At 41.0% G+C, this 17686-nt stretch carries 14 protein-coding genes; 9 read left to right on the forward strand and 5 right to left on the reverse strand.

Annotated features, from left to right (window positions below):
* Positions 1–6 precede the first annotated feature (6 nt).
* The 7 genes from FTU05_RS03175 to FTU05_RS03205 all read left to right on the forward strand — a co-directional run bounded on the left by FTU05_RS03175 (position 7) and on the right by FTU05_RS03205 (position 5218).
* Entirely contained in the window at positions 7–609 is a 603-nt protein-coding gene (locus tag FTU05_RS03175; RefSeq protein ID WP_180105544.1) for a TetR/AcrR family transcriptional regulator, read from the forward strand.
* A gap of 104 nt (positions 610–713) precedes the next feature.
* Complete coding sequence (locus tag FTU05_RS03180; RefSeq protein ID WP_180105543.1) at positions 714–1493, forward strand: HesA/MoeB/ThiF family protein; 780 nt, start codon at positions 714–716, stop codon at positions 1491–1493.
* 58 nt (positions 1494–1551) lie between these two features.
* Complete coding sequence (locus FTU05_RS03185) at positions 1552–2850, forward strand: AarF/ABC1/UbiB kinase family protein (RefSeq protein WP_180105542.1); 1299 nt, start codon at positions 1552–1554, stop codon at positions 2848–2850.
* An 83-nt stretch (positions 2851–2933) separates the two neighbouring features.
* Positions 2934–3314: a dihydroneopterin aldolase gene (folB, locus tag FTU05_RS03190; RefSeq protein ID WP_078188558.1), complete on the forward strand. Its 381-nt coding sequence runs from the start codon at positions 2934–2936 to the stop codon at positions 3312–3314.
* Positions 3271–3720 carry a 2-amino-4-hydroxy-6-hydroxymethyldihydropteridine diphosphokinase gene (locus tag FTU05_RS03195; protein WP_180007921.1) on the forward strand — a complete coding sequence of 150 codons (450 nt, stop codon included), beginning with the start codon at positions 3271–3273 and terminating at the stop codon, positions 3718–3720. The genes folB and FTU05_RS03195 overlap by 44 nt, the downstream gene beginning before the upstream one ends.
* A 161-nt stretch (positions 3721–3881) precedes the next feature.
* Entirely contained in the window at positions 3882–4460 is a 579-nt protein-coding gene (locus tag FTU05_RS03200; RefSeq protein WP_257222511.1) for a DedA family protein, read from the forward strand.
* 77 nt (positions 4461–4537) lie between these two features.
* A complete protein-coding gene (locus FTU05_RS03205; RefSeq protein ID WP_180105541.1) occupies positions 4538–5218 on the forward strand; it encodes a hypothetical protein in 681 nt (226 codons plus the stop codon).
* Positions 5219–5287: 69 nt separating this feature from the next.
* Here FTU05_RS03205 and coq7 read toward each other — a convergent pair whose 3' ends face one another.
* Positions 5288–5923 (reverse strand): 2-polyprenyl-3-methyl-6-methoxy-1,4-benzoquinone monooxygenase, encoded by a 636-nt coding sequence (gene coq7 / locus FTU05_RS03210; protein ID WP_078188555.1) that lies wholly within the window; start codon positions 5921–5923, stop codon positions 5288–5290.
* 3 nt (positions 5924–5926) lie between these two features.
* Complete coding sequence (locus tag FTU05_RS03215) at positions 5927–7246, reverse strand: MFS transporter (RefSeq protein WP_078188554.1); 1320 nt, start codon at positions 7244–7246, stop codon at positions 5927–5929.
* A 177-nt stretch (positions 7247–7423) separates the two neighbouring features.
* Between FTU05_RS03215 and FTU05_RS03220 the strand changes: the two genes are divergently transcribed.
* Both FTU05_RS03220 and FTU05_RS03225 read left to right on the forward strand, forming a co-directional pair.
* Positions 7424–10165 (forward strand): autotransporter assembly complex family protein, encoded by a 2742-nt coding sequence (locus tag FTU05_RS03220; RefSeq protein WP_180164225.1) that lies wholly within the window; start codon positions 7424–7426, stop codon positions 10163–10165.
* 21 nt (positions 10166–10186) lie between these two features.
* Positions 10187–14707: a translocation/assembly module TamB domain-containing protein gene (locus tag FTU05_RS03225; RefSeq protein WP_180105538.1), complete on the forward strand. Its 4521-nt coding sequence runs from the start codon at positions 10187–10189 to the stop codon at positions 14705–14707.
* A 73-nt stretch (positions 14708–14780) separates the two neighbouring features.
* Here the strand turns inward: FTU05_RS03225 and xseB are convergent, their stop codons facing one another.
* From xseB to FTU05_RS03240, 3 genes are all read right to left on the reverse strand, one after another.
* Positions 14781–14975 (reverse strand): exodeoxyribonuclease VII small subunit, encoded by a 195-nt coding sequence (gene xseB / locus FTU05_RS03230; protein ID WP_180105537.1) that lies wholly within the window; start codon positions 14973–14975, stop codon positions 14781–14783.
* Positions 14965–16245 (reverse strand): exodeoxyribonuclease VII large subunit, encoded by a 1281-nt coding sequence (gene xseA, locus FTU05_RS03235; protein ID WP_180105536.1) that lies wholly within the window; start codon positions 16243–16245, stop codon positions 14965–14967. Before xseA ends, xseB begins: the two co-directional genes overlap by 11 nt.
* Positions 16246–16381: 136 nt before the next feature.
* Positions 16382–17677 carry a Y-family DNA polymerase gene (locus FTU05_RS03240; RefSeq protein ID WP_180105535.1) on the reverse strand — a complete coding sequence of 432 codons (1296 nt, stop codon included), beginning with the start codon at positions 17675–17677 and terminating at the stop codon, positions 16382–16384.
* Positions 17678–17686 lie beyond the last annotated feature (9 nt).

The raw sequence follows: 17686 nt of genomic DNA on the forward strand, positions 1-17686 counted from the left end.
GCAGCATTGGCAAAACTAGGCCGTCCTTTGGTCATGTCGGCAGAACAGCGGCGTGCAGAAATCTTTTCTATTGCAGAACAACTCTTTGGTGAAAAGGGCTTTGAAAATGTCACCATGTCTGAGATTGCGACCGCAGCAGGCATGTCTAAAAAAACCTTATATGTGTATTTTTCTGATAAACGTGAACTGCTTATTTCATTGGTTGAGTCGTCCTATATCTGGACTGAAGATGCTTTTGATGCCAATAGTTTAGATCGTGTGTTGGCCTTGCAGAATCAGTTGAAGAAAATCGCTGAGCATGTCCTGTCCGAGCGGCATATTAAGTTGTGCCGACTGGCGATCGCAGAGCGTGTTGGTGTTGATGGAATAAGTGATACTTTTTATGAAAAAGGTATCGCCAAAAGCCGAGATCATTTGATTCATACTGTAAGTCATATACCAAGTGCCCAATTTGTATTGAACTTAAATGCAGATATCATGGCGGATATGTTATTTGGTGCAACCATTTCGAAGCCTTTCGTCGATTTACTATTTTTAAATCAGCAGATAGATATGCAGCAGGTGACTATGGCAATTGAACAAAGTATTCAGGCTTTGTTTAAAATGTGAATGCCTAAATTTTCATAGCAAAATTGAATGTTTATTTTCATCCTTATCTTTGGATTGCTCGTTATAATGGCCTCGGTTTTATGTTTAAAATGAGATAGCAGAACATGGATGCACAGCTCGATCTAGATTCAGACATGGAATTAAGTGATGATGAAATGCATCTATACAGCCGTCAAATATTGCTTGATGGTTGGGACATCGATGCGCAAGAGAAGCTAAAACTTGCCAATGTACTCATCGTGGGGTGTGGTGGGATTGGGTGTACCACAGCCGAATTATTGGCACGTGCAGGCGTCGGACAAATCACTTTGATCGATGCAGATCGAATTGAAATCAGTAATTTGCAACGACAAATTGCTTATACCAAACACGATGTAGGATTTTATAAAGCTGAAATTTTGGCTAAACGATTACAAGCGATTAACCCGCATATTCGTGTGCAAAGCTATACCTCAAAATTAGATGAAAGAAACGCAAAGGCATTGATTTCACAGCAGGATTTGGTTCTCGACGGTTGTGATAATTTCAGTACACGGTATTTGGTTAACGCAAGCTGTGTGGAAAATAATGTGGCGCTGATTAGTGCTTCAGCGATCGGCTTTCAAGGGCAGTTATTTATGGTTGAAGCCGATGCTGCCTGTTATGAATGTTTATTTCCAAAAGAACAGCATGCCAATGAAAGTTTGCGCTGTGCAGACTCGGGTGTACTTGCAACTACACCAAATGTTATGGCAAGTTTGCAAGCACATCATGCCTTGCTCTATTTGGGTTTAGGGACGACAGCACTGAAACAAAAACTTTTGTTGTGGGATGGTCTGTCAATGAAACAAAAAATTCTCGCTTTTGAAAAAGATCCCGATTGTCCAATCTGTCAGGCAAGATAAAGCAGCAAGCCCTTATTTTTTTGCTACACTCACGTTAATTATTTTTTTCTAAGACATTATGAAAAACAATATCTGGTTAGATGGAATTCGCTCGGTTGCCCGAATGGGTGAGACCGCAGTCGTTGCGGCAAAAGCCGGCTTTAAATATGCAACTGAAAAACCAAGTAACGCAAAATTAATGCGTGAAACTTTTGAATCACTGGGTTCAACCTATATTAAATTGGGTCAATTTATTGCCAGTACACCTTCTTTATTTCCGCGTGAATATGTCGAAGAGTTCCAAGGCTGTTTAGATCAGACACCGTCATTGCCGTTTAGTTATGTGCAGCAGGTATTGGCTTCAGAATTTGCTGGTCGTAATTTAGATGAAATATTTGCTTCAATTGATGAAAAGCCTTTGGCTTCTGCATCGATTGCACAGGTGCATGCCGCTAAATTGGTCACTGGTGAAAATGTTGTTATTAAGGTGCAAAAACCGGGTGTCGAGACAATTCTCTATACAGATTTAAACGTCTTACATTGGGCTACTAAACTGGTCGAAAAAGCTGTACCCAAAGTCAAATTTGCTTCACTTGCAGATATCGTTGAGGAAATTAAAGTTCGCATGGTACGTGAGGTGGACTTTATTGAAGAAGCTCAAAATCTTGACGACTTTGTGAATTATCTGAACGTAACTCAAAACAAAGCCGCAACAGCACCAAAGGTTTATCACCAATATTCAACACGTCGCGTATTAACCATGGAGCGTTTATACGGCGTACCATTGACTGATTTTGATGTGGTCAAGAAAGTCGCTAAAGATCCATCGCAAGTTTTGGTGACAGCGATGAATACATGGTTTGGCAGCTTGATGTTATGTAATAGTTTTCATGCAGACTTACATGCAGGCAACCTGATGCTGCTTGAAGATGGTCGAGTTGGCTTCATCGATTTTGGTATCGTGGGCCAGTTGAAACCTGAAGTGTGGACAGCATGTATTGCGTTTATGGATGCCCTACAAAAAACTGACTACAACTTGATGGCTGAAAATATGCTGAAAATGGGCATGACGGCTGTCAAAATTGACACACAAGTCTTAGCTGCCGACTTAGAACGCTTATTTAGCGGTGTGCTTTTGGCCGATCCGCAAGAGTTATTAACCTCAAATCCTGCCGATTTGAATGACATCATGATGGATATGGTACAAGTTGGAGAGCGTCATGGTATTCGCTTCCCACGTGACTTCGCTTTATTATTCAAACAAATGTTGTACTTCGACCGCTTTATGCGCATCCTTGCGCCATATACTGATATTTATGCAGACCAGCGTATTCAAATGGTGCAGACTATGGACCCTAATTTATTGTTGAATCAATAATTTAGCTGCAAGATATAAATAGAATCCTCTTGCTTAAACAGGAGGGTTTTATCGATGTTTAAGATTTTATTTTGAGTGTAAGAATGGACGCAATTATCATTGAAGGTTTGAAAGTTGAGACTGTCATCGGCTGTTTCAATTGGGAGCGTCAGATTATTCAGCCTTTGATGCTCGACCTCAATATTCAAACCAGTTTAGCGCAGGCAGCTCAGTCAGATGAGCTTGAAGATACCTTGAATTATGCTGAAATTTGCGAAATATCAGCCAAAGTCATTCAAACTGCTCAACCTAAATTGATCGAACATGCAGCAAAACTGGTGATTGATGCACTTTTCGCTACCTATGACAGCATTGAATCTATTATGATTACCATCCGGAAGCCTGCCATTATCGCGCAAGCCAATTCTGTAGGAATTCGTCTTGAACGCCACCGAAACGATTTTCGCCCTAGCTCTGGCGAGTAATTTCAATCCCAAACCGCATTTTCAACTGGCTTTACGTCAAATTCAGGCTTTGGGTCATGCTGAATTTTCCAAAATTTATGTGATTCCTTGTCGTGATGGCATTGGGGCGGATTATTGGAATGCAGCCTGTTTGGTGAAAAGCAGTTTATCTGTAGATGAAATCAGCGCCTTACTGAAAAAAATGGAAGCAGACTCAGGTCGTGTTCGTCCGTCTCATAATATCGCTTTGGATCTGGATCTGATCGCGTGGGGCGAAAGCTTAGCGCACATGCAATTTAATCCGAAAAAACTGCCTTTAGCACTCGATGTTAAAATTCCAATGTTCGATATATGGAAAAATAAGATGTTTGAACATCCAGCACATCAATTTCCTATGGTGAGTTGTCAAAAAGTTTTAGTGGATTGAGTGAATGAAACGCAATGCTTTCAAAACTCATGACGTACATTTAGAATGTCCCTAAATATCCCAAGTAGACAATAACAAAAATATTCAAATCCTGTCATGGTATGCGCTAGCGTATAGGCTGTCTCAGGATTACATTATCTTTTTAGCTTCAAAATAATGATATGAACTGGACGGATCTGATTCAGCACTATGGCTATATTGCGATTTTTATTGGCACATTGTTTGAAGGAGAAACAGTGCTGATGATTGGCGCCTATGCCGTACATCAACACATACTTCATTTTCCAATGTTGATTGCAGTGGCGATGCTGGGCAGTTTTATTGGCGATCAGTTTTATTATCAAATGGGCGCTCGCTATGGGCAAAAACTTATCCAGTCGAATGCAGAATTTGCACAAAAATTCGATCGTGCGAGCCAGTTTATTGAATGTTATCCTATTTTGACCATTTTATTTATGCGCTTTGCTTGGGGCTTTAGAACCATTTTACCTATTGTTGTAGGTGTGCGTGCTTATCCTGTTTGGAAATATGTGCTGATTAATCTAGTTGCCTGTTTTATTTGGGCGATGTTGGTCGCAATGATTGGCTTCCAAATCAGTCATTATTTACATCTATTTTGGGCGAAAATGCTGCCTTATCATCAAGATATTTACATCGTTATTGCCGTTATTTTATGTATCGTATTCTTCCGTGTGCTCTATACGGTGTTGAAGTGGTGGTGTAAGCATCATCAACATTGATAAAGTGAACGTGGCTGATCTGATAAAGTCGTCAAAACATAATTAAAAGATTTAAAGGGATATTTAGTGAGCGCAATATGGGCTTAGGTTATGGTGCGGGTGCGGGAGGTTTCCTTATTATTTGCTTTGCGATTTTGGTGCTATTTATTGTCATTGCGATTTGGTTGAGTTGGAATAATTGGTATAAAAAGCAAAAAAATCGACCATATAAAGTAAATGCGGTACTTAAAATTGGTTTATCTGGCGTATTGTTTTTCCCTTTATTTGTTGCAGTAACGCTGGGATTGTTCGTGATTTCAGATCTTAGTTCTGACTATGCAGAGTGGCAGCATCAAAAGAAAATTCATATACAGTTGCAGGAACCCTTAAACTTTGGAGAGGTTGTACTGCCTGAAGGCACGTGGATTAACCGATCATTTGAAACCGACTATACTCTGGAACAGATGACTGATATTCGTCAAGGTTTGACATCGGCTCGTTTTCCACAGCCGATTCAAATAGCTGGATTTGATGTTATTGCATTTGAGCTGCATCGTCATTTATTGCTTGAGTTGGTACATGATCAAACCGTTATGATGAATAACCAAAAAGAAATTTGTCCGGCTGGATGGCTGCTTGAGTTAGGTGGAGCTGGTTATCCGTCCACTGCACAACGTTATAGTTTGAATTTTGATTGGTTTACACCAAGTCGATGGCAGCCTATAAACTGTTTTGATGGCGAAGGAATTATTGTATTAAAGTCAAAAGATTTCTCATAAAAAAGCCTGCATCATTGCAGGCTTTTTGTCCACTATTTATAGAACTTAGCGACAATCATTAGAAAATCATTAAATGTAATAACTGGTTTTGGTCATCAGCTTTGAAATACCAGTCATGGCAATACGAACTGGAACAGGAAGGTCTACACCACCTGCATTGAGTGCTGTATCACGGTGATGCAGCTCATCTTCATTCATTTGCACTAAGATTTTACGTGAACGTTCGTCTTGTTCAGGAAGTTGGCGGATGTGATCTTCTAAATGCAGGCTCACTTGACGCTCAGTTTCAGCGACAAAACCTAGGCTGTATTTATCACCGGCAATACCTGCTAATGCACCCATCCCAAAAGAAAGGCCGTACCAAACAGGGTTGAGCAGACTGGTATGGCTGTCTAATTCTTTTAAGCGGTCTTCACACCAAGCCAAATGATCTTGTTCTTCAATCGCAGCTTGTTCCATTTCACGGCGGACATTTGGCAGTTTAGCGGTGAGTGCTTGGCCATGATAAAGCGCTTGGGCACAAACTTCACCACTATGGTTGACACGCATTAGACCCGCCACATGACGTGCTTCACTGACTGCAAGTTGAGTCTTTTCAGCAACAGACGGATTTTCACGATGTGCAGCCGTTGCTCCGGGAACTAAACTACGTAAGGCCTGATCAAATGAGTGAATAAGTTTGTCGACACCTGTAAATTGACGCATGGATTAATCCTCCAGAGAGACTTGCGTAGTTTGAAGCAAAGGTTTGATGCGTAATAGCAGCCAAATACAAAAGATTGCACTGAGTACTGCGGTTATACAAAAAAGTATTTTAATATCAATCTTTAAAACACTCAGAATGATAATTGAAAATATAGCAGAAGATACCATAAATACCGCATTTAAAATGTTGTTTGCGGCAACGACTCGCGCACGATGTGAGCGTGGGGAGTAAGCTTGCATCATTGCATAGAGTGGAACGATGTAAAATCCGCCACTAATGCCCAATAAAGTCACGGCAATCATGACATGGTAATAGCCCCAACCTTGATGAAAAACTTCTGAAAGGGTAATAAGTGGGCCAGTTTGAGTAGGGACGAGGGTCAAACTAAAGGCTAAATACAGTGCAAATACCGTTAAACCTACAGCACCGATGGGAACCATCTTAATATTGACTTGAGTGCCGCCCAATTTACGACAAAGCAATGAACCTACGCCCACACCCACAGAGAAAAAGGTCAATAGCAAGCTAACGACATTTTCAGAGGCATGTAGATTTTGCTGAGTCATTTGTGGAATTTGAGTGAGGTAGGTTGCACCATAAAACCAATACCACGAGTTCCCCAATAAAATAGTAAAAATTAGTGGCAAACTTTTGGCATATTTCATCGTTTGGTAACTGGTACGAAAAAAGTTCCAATCGATTTTTAAATCTGGTGTAGTGACATTTTGCTTAAGAATAAAACGACTGGTGATATAACCTAAAATAGCGATGGTCATCACTGTCAGGCTGATCCACATTAAATTGCCTTGTGATGAAGCAATCACAGCACCACCCAAAATCATCCCGAATAAAATTGCCATGGATGTTGCCGATTGGAAGAGCGCATTGCCTGACATCAGCTCATTGGGCTTTAAAATTTCAGGCAAAATTGCATATTTGATTGGACCAAAAAATGTCGAATGGGTCCCCATCAAAAATAAAGCCAGCAACAATAACCATAAATGACCGGTCAGAAAGCCAATACTGCCGATGATCATGATGATAATTTCTAAAATTTTGATGCCACGGACAAGTTGTGAACGTTCAAACTTATCTGCGATCTGTCCCGCTGTCGCTGAAAAAATAAAGTAGGGTAAAATAAACAATAATGCAGCTAGATTGTTTAGCGTGCTGATGGGTAATGCCTGTTGTTGGATTAATCCATAGGTGATGACCAACAATAAAGCCTGTTTATACACATTGTCATTGAGCGCCCCAAAAAATTGGGTCAAAAACATAGGCAGGAAGCGGCGTGTACCTAGCAGATGTTCGTTGTTATTCATAAGTGTCTTGCTACATTAAGTTTTATTAAGAAATGTGAGTGATTGGTAAAATCTCTAAAAAATCATGTAATATGTTTTTTGAGTTTGGAGATGGCGAAAAACCAATAGATATAAGATCTTTAGCTCTATATCTGGTTGACTAAGTCCATTACATAATGAAATTTGTTAGAGTTTGCTATGCCTGCAAAAATCAAGTTTAAAAAAACATTGCTTCATCACAGTATAGCTCACTGCATACGACAGCATCATAGCAATAAAAGTCTATATATGAGCATCTTTTTGACCTTGTGTGCTCAGCATAGTTTCGCCCAAACTCCCGCAGAAACGGTTCCAACATCTGCAGATACAAAAGCAGAGATTGTTACTGAAATCAAGGATGAGGCTGTAAAGCAAGGGCTATCGACGCCTGAAGCAATTGAAAAAATTGAAAATATAAATGAGCCGGAAGAATCTGTTGATAGCATGAAAATGCTGCAAGAACAGCAGCAAGCAGGAACACAACTACAAGAATTTAAACCCATTGAGTTTGAAGATTTAGAAAACTTACCCGTGACACCTGTTGATCAAAACATGGCGAATGAAATCTTCCAAGTTGCTGAAGAAGCCAAACGTCAAGCACAGGAGTACCGTGCAACACAGCAAACAGAAATTGCTGTTGCGGATATTACCCAAAAAGAGTTAACGGAAATTAACCAAGCGCCAGTCAATATTGATCAGCTCATGGGTGAAATTCGTTCGGATAATGAAATTACCGCGACACGAAATGAAAATGCCAATACTCTGCAAGAGCTGCATAACCCAACAGTTGAGGATGATGTAGAGCCAGGTATTTTCAAGCGCTTATTATATAAAGTACGTCCGCCACGTCAGATGAATACGGCAAAAGTGCCACGAATTAGTGCGGATGTTGAAATTACCTCAGCACATAACACCAGTCAAACGTCGAGTAAGGCCTACGGTGCGGCACTGGAAGATCTCAAAGCCAATATTAAAGGTAAGCTTTCAGGTTTTACTCAAGAATCCTTTAGTGATTTTCCATCGGCTTTGCCTCAATTACGTAGCTTGTCCAATCAAGCCGCGCAAGCCGTGGGTTTCTATCAATCAGAATTCAAATTTGAAAAAGTGTCTGACAGCAAAGTTCGTGTATTGGTTACACCAAATACGCCTGTGCAAATTGAAAAACAGAATGTTGAATTTTCTGGGGCTGGGGCGAATCAAGCTCAGTTTCAGGTGATTGGTGTATTACCAGATCAGGAAGACGGTGACATTCTTAATCATGGTAAATACGAAACCACGAAACGCCGAATCAATGAGGCAGCGACCAATAACGGTTATTTCGACTCGTACTGGCGTTTGCACGATGTAAGAGTGGCTCAACCACAAAATACAGCCGATATCAATTTGCGCTTTGAGACGGGCGAGCGTTATAAGCTTGGCGCAGTTGAATTTAGAATGAGCGATCCGAATGCAGAGTTTCCATTGGATCGCGATATTTTAGAAAGTTTGGTGACGTGGAAAGACGGTGCTGACTATACTTTCTGGCGTGTGAATGGTTTGGCTAATAACTTGACCAACTCTCGCTATTTTAACTACACCTTGGTTGATTCAATTCGACCAGACCCGATTGAAAAGCCGCTTGAACTGCCACCAGATATTCAGACCTTGGTCGATCAAAATCAGTTGTCTGAAAGTTCACAAGTAGTGAAAGACAAAACGGAAGTGATGTCGAATAAGGAAGTCACGCAAAAAGTGGTTAATGAAGACCAATTTGCGGGGGTGAATGATGCAGAGCAATCATCTAAATTACGCAGTTTGCAAGATACGCAAGATGCCAAACAAGCAGAACAAGAACGTTTAAAAGCGCAAGCACGTGAAGATAAAAAAGTCCCTGTGATCGTGACACTAAATGCAGATAAGTTGAATAGTGCAGAAATTGGTGCTGGTTTTGGTACCGACACCGGTACACGTGTTCGTGGCCAGTATCGTCGTGCCATTGTAAACAAACGTGGTCATTCTTTTGACGCCAACATGGAAGTATCCAAAATCCGTCAATCGATTGATGGACGCTATAACATTCCATATAACCACCCATTAAATGACTATGTCAGCTTAGTCGGTGGTTATGAACGTGAAGAACGTGATGATGTCGGTCAAGGTGTTAATCTTTCCATTGAATCTGCTGTAGCGGGTGTGGACCGGATTATTAAAAACCCCCGTGGTAGTTGGCAGCACACCTTTGGTTTACGTTATCGTTTGGACCGTATTACTGATGACGGACTTAATCCTAGTGATGACATTCCAGATGCATTCTTGGTGAATACCAACAATGAACAACAGTCCTTGATGTTTGGCTATGAAATTTCTCGAACCGACTCTGATAAACGTGTGAATCCGAGTAAAGGGATCAAGCAAACCTATAAAGTTGAAGTCGGAAGTGAAAGCTTACTTTCAGATGCTGATATGGCGATCTTGAATGCGGGCTGGCGCTTTATTTATTCGTTGGGTGAAAATGATAATCACCAAGTCGTTGGGCGCAGTGATTTAGGTTATATTCTGACAGAGAACTTTGATAAAGTTCCTTATAACTTACGCTACTTTACCGGTGGTGACCAAACCATTCGCGGCTTTGACTATAAGAGTTTAGCGGCCGAAGAAAATGGCTATAAAATTGGTGGTCAAGTCTTGGCAACGGGTTCATTAGAATACAACTACCAATTTAAAGAAGGCTGGCGTGCTGCGGTCTTTAGTGACTTTGGTAATGCGTACGATAAAGACTTTAATACACCGACTGCATATAGCGCAGGTGTGGGGATACGTTGGGCATCGCCAATTGGCCCAATTCGTTTAGATGTCGCTACCGGACTTTCTGACGACAGCAAACCAATTCGTTTACATTTCTTTATTGGTTCACAATTATAATTTTTAGGTGATGTGTTTTTTATGACTGAACAAGAACAGCAAGAACCAGAAAACGAAACGCCGGTAGAGCAACTGCCGAAGAAGCGTCGTATTCTTCGAAGTGTCATTTTGACCTTCGTGTTCGTGCTTATCTTTTTGGTGGCTGCATTGGCGGTCATGTTCTCTACAGACAAAGGTAGTAAGTTTTTACTTGACCGTGTTCTGGAACGTCAGCAAATCATTCACTATGAATATGAAGGTGGTAACCTGTGGCGGGGCATTATTCTACGAAATGTCCTCGTTACGCTAAAACCTGTCGATGTAAAAATTGACCGTGCCGATATTACACTCGGTTGGCGCGCCATTATTAATAAAGAAATTCATTTAAATAAGGCAGATGTTAAAAATCTGCAAATTATTACCAAGACCCCACCTAGCGATAAACCTTTTGTATTTAGTGAAATCCGTTTGCCGTTCGTACTTCGTGTCGATCATGCAGATTTAGATCATATGTTGATTAAAACCCATAGTTCAGGTGTGGATTTTTATGATATTGAATTAAATGAAGCGCTTTGGTCAGGGACGGAATTAAAATTCGAAGATACCCGTATGGATATGGGGTATTTGTCTGTGCGCCAAGCGTCTGGGAATATGAAGTTTGAAGACAAGTATCCGCTAAATGCTGTGGGGATTGTCAATTTACCTTCACTACGTGAAAGCTTGAATATTCATGATATTCAAATGGTGGCTAAAGGATCTCTTGATACGATTCAAGCTGGTGTGGCAACTCATACGCCTGATCTTTTAACAGGATGGGCAGTGGTCCATCCAATGCGTCCACATGTCCCGATGTTTGGTGCGCTTAAATTTAAAAACTATCATTTACCTTTACTGACTGAGCAAAAGCTCTTTGCTAAAAATGGGCTGGCAAAATTCAAAGGGGATATTCAGCGTCTCAATTTAGATTTAGACACGGACCTGAGCGGGGCCAATATTCCTGAGGGTAAATATACTGCGCTCATGAGTACGGACTTGGTCAACCAACTTGATATTTCTAACCTAAATGGTCAAGTGATGGGCGGTGCTGTCAATTTGGGTGGCGTGGTGAGTTGGAAAGATCAGGTCACTTGGGATGTAAGTGGTCGTTTGGATAAAATTAATCCAAAACATAAGCTGATCCCGCAAGTGGTTCAAGATTTTCTACCTGTAAATTTAAACAGTAAGATTGCGTCCAAAGGGACCCTTGAAAAAGGTATGCACTTGACGGCGTTGGTGGATTTTGACCAATATGAAACTTGGAATTTAAAACTCGATCAAGCGCCTGCCAAAAATAATAAAGCTCAGCCGATGCTGATGGATGTGTCTTGGAAAAATATAGACCGTGCAGTGCCATATGTTGGATGGTTGAGTAGTGATTCGGGCAATGTGCAATTGGCGCTTACAGAAGGTCAGCAGAACATCAACGTGGCGACCACCGTGTCAAGACATGAAAAAGGTGCTCTGCCTGCTGGACAATATCAAGCCAAACTGAATCTGAAAAATAACAATCTCAATGTCCCTGCCTTTAGTTATGTGGCCGACAAAGGTCAGCTCAAAGGTAACGCAGTTGTAGAATTGCCTGATGAAAAACGCATGCTGAAGTGGCAAGCCAATGTACAAGCACAGCAGTTCAATCCGCAAACCATCGTGGCTGCTGCGCCTGTCGACCAAATTACAGGGTCATTAAAAGCCAATGGTTATGCAAAACCAAATCAACAGATTATTCAGCTGAATAATATTGATTTGTTAGGCCGACTTGCACAGCAAAATGAAACAGTTCATTTAACAGGTCAATCTACTGCTGCGCTGACTTTCCATGATGAGAAACAAGGTGGAGGCTTTAAAGCTTTTGCTGTGAATTATGATGGTGGCCTCAATGCAAGCCAAGTTGCCGCAAGTAAAGGCAGTTTGATTTTCAAAGTATCGGGTACACCTGAATTAATTAAAATAGCCGAGCTGCGTCATGATGGCGTGGCAGGTAAAATTTCTGCCAATGGACAAGTTTTACTACAAAAAGCCATTGGTTGGGATATTAATGCATCACTGGTGCATTTTAAGCCGCATTATTTTGCCTCAAATGTACGGGGTGAATTATCTGGAAATTTAAAAACCAATGGTGTGTGGTCAGATGCGCTAAAACGTATTCAAATTGAACGTCTGAATTTGGCAGGTATGATCAATAACAAACCTGTCCGTGGTCAAGGTAACTTGGCGATGGTGATTAATTCAAATCAATCCGGCTTTATGCCAAAACAGTTTGAAGCGAATAATTTGCTGTTGGCTTATGCCAATAACCAAATTCAAGCCACTGGTAATGCACAAAATTTACAATTGAAAATTAATGCACCAGCGTTATATGAAATTTATGCAGGCCTACGTGGACGTGCTTATGGCTACTTAAATGTTCAAGCACAGCCACGACTGCAAGCATCTGCCAATATCGCAATAGATGATTTTGCTTTTAATAATTTATTCAGTGTGAAAAAAATACGGGTGCAAGGTGAGTTGCCAACTTCTGCGACTTCACCAAGTTTATTAACGGCAACGATGGATAATTTACGTAGTAACAACCGTGAGATTGTGAAAGGTCAAATTTCACTAGCAGGAACACGTAATGCGCATTTATTAAAAGTCAGTGCTGAAAATAAATTATCAAAATTTTATGTGCAGTTAGCTGGTGGTTTCAACGCACAAAATAATTGGCTTGGTCAGATTCAAAAAGGCGATTTTGACTCCTTGCGTACACGTCTTGTGCAGCGTCAAAATGCATCGATTATTTACAACACTGCACAGTCTGACTTATTTGTTGGCGCACATTGTTGGATGAGTCAGCAAAGTGAATTATGTTTTGATCAGCCGATTCGTGTGAATAAAAACCGCGGCAATGTATCTTTTGTGACAAAGAACCTAGACTTAAATGATTTTGCAGCATTTATGCCTGAAGGCCTGGCGATTACGGGTAAAGTGAATGGTTATGCAAAAGCGTCTTGGGCGAAAGGTGCAAAACCTAAAATTGATGCACGTTTAGTGACTCGTGACGGTTTACTTGGTTTAGCAGCTGAAGATCCACAGTATTTAGCATCCACTTTAAAATATGATGAAGTAGGTTTGATTGCGAAAAGTGTCGCTGAAGGGCTACAAATTCGACTCGATACCAAAGCCCCAGATATTGGTACAGGTTATGCCAATATTATTATTGACCCGTATAAAGCCAATAAACCGATCCGTGGTGAAGTGGCCTTTAACCAAGTTCAATTGAAAATCTTAAAACCATTTATACAAGATGTCCGTTCAATGGGCGGTACGTTGTCTTATGCGGCAAAAATTAGCGGAACATTGTCTCAGCCTTTAATGGATGGTGAGATTCGAGTGAAAAATGGCTCGATTAGCATGATTTCATTGCCTGTAAACTTGACCAATATTCAGTTGTATTCTGCTGTGCGTCAAAACTACGCGACGATTGATGGTGCATTTAACAGTGGGCGTGGTGTAGGCAAATTAACCGGAAATATTGACTGGAAAAATGATCCACGTATCCAGTTGAATTTAACGGGTAATGAAATGTTGGTCCGTCAAGCGCCATTGATCACCGCTGTTGTAACGCCTGATTTATCTTTAGATGTGCTGCCTTTCAGTAAGAAATTAACCTTAAAAGGTAAAATTGATGTGCCGCGTGCATTGATTTCGATGCCAGAATCGTCTGCAACAGTGGTTGGGGTATCTTCAGATGTACGTGTGGTGCATGAAGGTGATAACCAACTTGAAATCTTAAAATCGGCACGTCCTTGGGATATTCGCGCAGATGTACAGGTGAACATTGGTAATCAAGTGATTTTCCAAGGTTTTGATAGTCGAATTCCGTTGATTGGTCGTTTGAATTTGACACAACGTGGTTTAGAAACAGCAATGCGTGCCAATGGTGCAATCGGTGTTTCTCAGCGTGTGAAAATCGAAGCCTATGGTCAAAGTCTGGACTTGAACCGTGCGATTGCTCGTTTCAATGGACCATTGGCAAACCCAACTTTAGATATCGATGCCAATAAAGCCGTGCAAGGTAGTACTGTTGGGGTTCGTGTGACGGGTACGGCATCAAGTCCTGCGATTCAGGTGTATAACGATGCGGGTCTGTCTGAACAAGAAGCCTTAAATGCCTTAATTACAGGTCGTATTAATGAAGGAAGTTCAGGTTTAAGTCAGGCGGAAGGTTTCCGTTCTGATGTGAACAACACGATTGCTGCTGCCGGTATTAGTATGGGCTTGGGTGGTACACGTGCATTGACCAACCAAATTGGTCGTACATTTGGTCTGAGTGGTTTGGCACTAGATGCTCAAGGAACAGGGGATGATACTCAGGTTTCTGTGACGGGTTATATCACACCTGACTTATTCATTCGTTATGGTGTCGGGGTATTTACACCAGTGAATAAACTGACCTTACGTTATCAAATGAATCAACGTTTGTACTTGGAAGCGAGTCAGTCTTTAGAGCGTGCAATCGACTTGTTCTATAACTGGCGCTTCTAAGAGAAGTCAAAATTTGAATATAAAAAAATGCAGCTTAGGCTGCGTTTTTTTATGCAAATAATGAATTGAGAAATCAATCTTTAAACGTATCATTCAGTGCCTGTTGTACTGCTTCAACACGAGTCTTGCAGGCTTTATAGGCTTGCATCGACTCTTCAACGATTTTCATAAGATTATCAATATCGGGTTCTTGCTGAGATTCGAGTAATTCAGCATTACGTTTTAAAACTTCATAGCCTTCTTTAAAACTTAGAGTATCAGTCATCATGATTTTTTACCTGTATATGTTGAATGTCAGCCGTGATGATGCCGTCTTGCATTTCAATTTCAATCGGTGAATGCGTTGAAGGCTGAAGATTTTTCGTTGCGCGAATGGCGTGACCTTGCTGCCGCACGATGGCATAACCTTTGGAAAGCACATGAGCAGGGTTTTGCAGTAAAGTCTCACGCATGAGTATTTCAATATTCTGTGCAGCTGTTTTAAGTTGTAACTGAGCAAAATAAGCAGTGTTATCTTGGTATTGTTGTAATAGCTGAGTTGAGTCATTGATTTGACTCTGTGCCAAGGTCTTTATGACTTGTAGTAACTGATCATTTTGACTTTGATACACAGCAATTTGATGTTGTGAGCGCAGTTGAATGCTTTGTAATGCCTCTAAAACTTCCTGAGTTCGCTCAACAATATGATTACGAATCCCCCCAATCACTTTACTCGGGGTGTCGAAAGAACGATGTGCAATTTCATCTAAGATTGTACGGTCTTTTTCATGGCCGATACCGACCCAAATCGGCACGCTACGCTTAGATAGAAGTACAGCCAAATCATAATCATTCAGATAAGCAAGATCGTTAACAGCACCGCCACCACGAATAATCACGATCAAATCTGGCGCAGTTTGAAAGTCATTGGCCCATTGTCTTAAACCCAGTGCTAAAGCATCTCGGATACTTTGTGCTGCGGTATTCCCTTGAAAGGTTGCAGCATGATAGACAAATTCACACACGCCAGCATGTTGTAGTGCATCTGCATCTTTTTTAAAGTCACCTAAGCCAGCCGCATTTTCAGGCGCAATAACCAAGACATGCTGAATATCAAATGGCGCAGGCAAGTTTCGATTTTTATGAATCAGACCTTCGCTGGTGAGTTTTTCTAAAATTTGTTGATAACGTCGAGCTAGATCACCCAAGGTAAAACTCGAATCAATTTCTTCGATATTGACTGAAAAGCCGTACTGCGGGTCAAATTTGGCACGCACTTTAACTAAGACATTTAAGTCACGACTGAGCTCAATACCGCTTTCACGTTCAAATTTTCCGACAACTTTATTTGCAGTAAATTTCCAAATTGTGGCTTTACAACTGGCAATGACTTTATCGCTTTCTTGTTCTTTTTCAGCCAATTCTAAATAGTAATGTCCACCTTTGATGTTTAAATTTCGAATCTCGGCTTTGACCCACACGGCATCATCAAAAGCCAATTGAATGATTTCTTTGACCGCAGATAGGTATTCGCTCAGCGTTAATTGAACATCAGACATAATTTAAAATAGGAGAAGATACAAATGAATATTCATTTAAATACTAAATAAATATTCAGCAATTGCAAATGATCATTTCGGTTAAAACAGCAGACATTATCAACGCCACTACAGCGTAGCATTTCAAGCAAACGGTTTATTTCACACGGAGCAGTTCGTTCCAATTACTCAGATAAGCAGGGGAACACAGATTTTTTTTCATCCGCCATGTTGCAGCATCGTCCTGCGCTAAGCCGATCGAGACAAAATGATGTCCAAATTTTTTTTGAATACCTTCGATGGTCTCGGAGAGTTTCAAACGGCTTTGTCTTCGCGTCATATCGCAAAACAAATCTGGGGTGAAATTTTGCTGTGGAATGATTTCTAATAACACTACACCGGCTTTTTTATATTTAAATCCCGCTTTAAAGATTTTTTCGACGGCACGCGTTGCTGCTTGGGTGATGCTAATTAAGTCATCGGTATGCTCATTCAGAGTAATGGCCAGGTAGGGTGCGTATTTTTCAGCAGAATTAAAGCGACTTGTTTGAATAAAAACCCCCACCATACGACATAGAGAATGATCTGCTCTTAAACGTGTGACGGCTCGCGCGATATATACACGAATAGAGGCTTTAATATCTTCCAGTTCGTAGACTGGCTGACCATAGGAACGACTACTGATAATTTGCTGTTTGCTCGGCGCTTCTTCTTCAATAGACAGACAAGATAGACCTTGCAGTTCCAAGACGGTTTTTTCCATCACCACACTAAATTTTTTTCGAATATCTTTAGGCTGTGCATTGATCAGATCTAGAACATGATGAATGCCAAGTTGATTCAGGGCTTTTGTATGATTTCGACCGACGCCCCAAACTTCATTGACTGGCGTATGGGCAAGGAGCTGTTCTGAGGAACACGGGTCCATTTCAACTAAATTGCACACACCGTTCAAATACGCATTTTTTTTGGCAAGATGGTTGGCTATTTTGGCTTCCGTTTTAGAGCGACCAATCCCGACACAGCAGGTTAAGCCTAGCCATTTTAGGATCGTCTCTCGTATTTCTTTGGCATATAGGCTTAAATCGAACAGTTCTTGATAGGCGGTGAGATCTAAAAAACACTCATCGATCGAGTAAACTTCACGGTCTTCGGGGCCGACATACATGCCTAAAATATTCATAAATCGATTAGACATTTCGGTGTAGAGTGCATAGTTACTCGACAACACCTGAACATGATGTTGTTGGATTAAATCTTGAATTTGATAGACCGGCACAGCCATTTTAATCCCAAGGTCTTTGGCTTCCTGACTTCGTGATACAACACAGCCATCGTTATTGGACAGCACGACGACAGGGACATTATTGAGCTTTGGGTTAAAGACACGCTCGCAACTGACGTAGCAGTTGTTGAGGTCAACTAACGCAAATATTTTATTTTCAGCTTTCATGACGAATTC

Origin of the sequence: Acinetobacter sp. YH12049 (assembly GCF_013419875.1) — a bacterium.
Classification (GTDB): Bacteria; Pseudomonadota; Gammaproteobacteria; order Pseudomonadales; family Moraxellaceae; genus Acinetobacter; species Acinetobacter amyesii.

Bases quoted from the DNA above. Each gene is read 5' to 3' on its own strand.
- xseB (WP_180105537.1), bottom strand. From the start codon at position 14,975: ATGATGACTGATACTCTAAGTTTTAAAGAAGGCTATGAAGTTTTAAAA.
- FTU05_RS03200 (WP_257222511.1), top strand. From the start codon at position 3,882: ATGAACTGGACGGATCTGATTCAGCACTATGGCTATATTGCGATTTTT.
- FTU05_RS03225 (WP_180105538.1), top strand. From the start codon at position 10,187: ATGACTGAACAAGAACAGCAAGAACCAGAAAACGAAACGCCGGTAGAG.
- xseA (WP_180105536.1), bottom strand. From the start codon at position 16,245: ATGTCTGATGTTCAATTAACGCTGAGCGAATACCTATCTGCGGTCAAA.
- coq7 (WP_078188555.1), bottom strand. From the start codon at position 5,923: ATGCGTCAATTTACAGGTGTCGACAAACTTATTCACTCATTTGATCAG.
- FTU05_RS03240 (WP_180105535.1), bottom strand. From the start codon at position 17,677: ATGAAAGCTGAAAATAAAATATTTGCGTTAGTTGACCTCAACAACTGC.
- FTU05_RS03205 (WP_180105541.1), top strand. From the start codon at position 4,538: ATGGGCTTAGGTTATGGTGCGGGTGCGGGAGGTTTCCTTATTATTTGC.
- FTU05_RS03220 (WP_180164225.1), top strand. From the start codon at position 7,424: ATGCCTGCAAAAATCAAGTTTAAAAAAACATTGCTTCATCACAGTATA.
- folB (WP_078188558.1), top strand. From the start codon at position 2,934: ATGGACGCAATTATCATTGAAGGTTTGAAAGTTGAGACTGTCATCGGC.
- FTU05_RS03185 (WP_180105542.1), top strand. From the start codon at position 1,552: ATGAAAAACAATATCTGGTTAGATGGAATTCGCTCGGTTGCCCGAATG.
- FTU05_RS03180 (WP_180105543.1), top strand. From the start codon at position 714: ATGGATGCACAGCTCGATCTAGATTCAGACATGGAATTAAGTGATGAT.
- FTU05_RS03215 (WP_078188554.1), bottom strand. From the start codon at position 7,246: ATGAATAACAACGAACATCTGCTAGGTACACGCCGCTTCCTGCCTATG.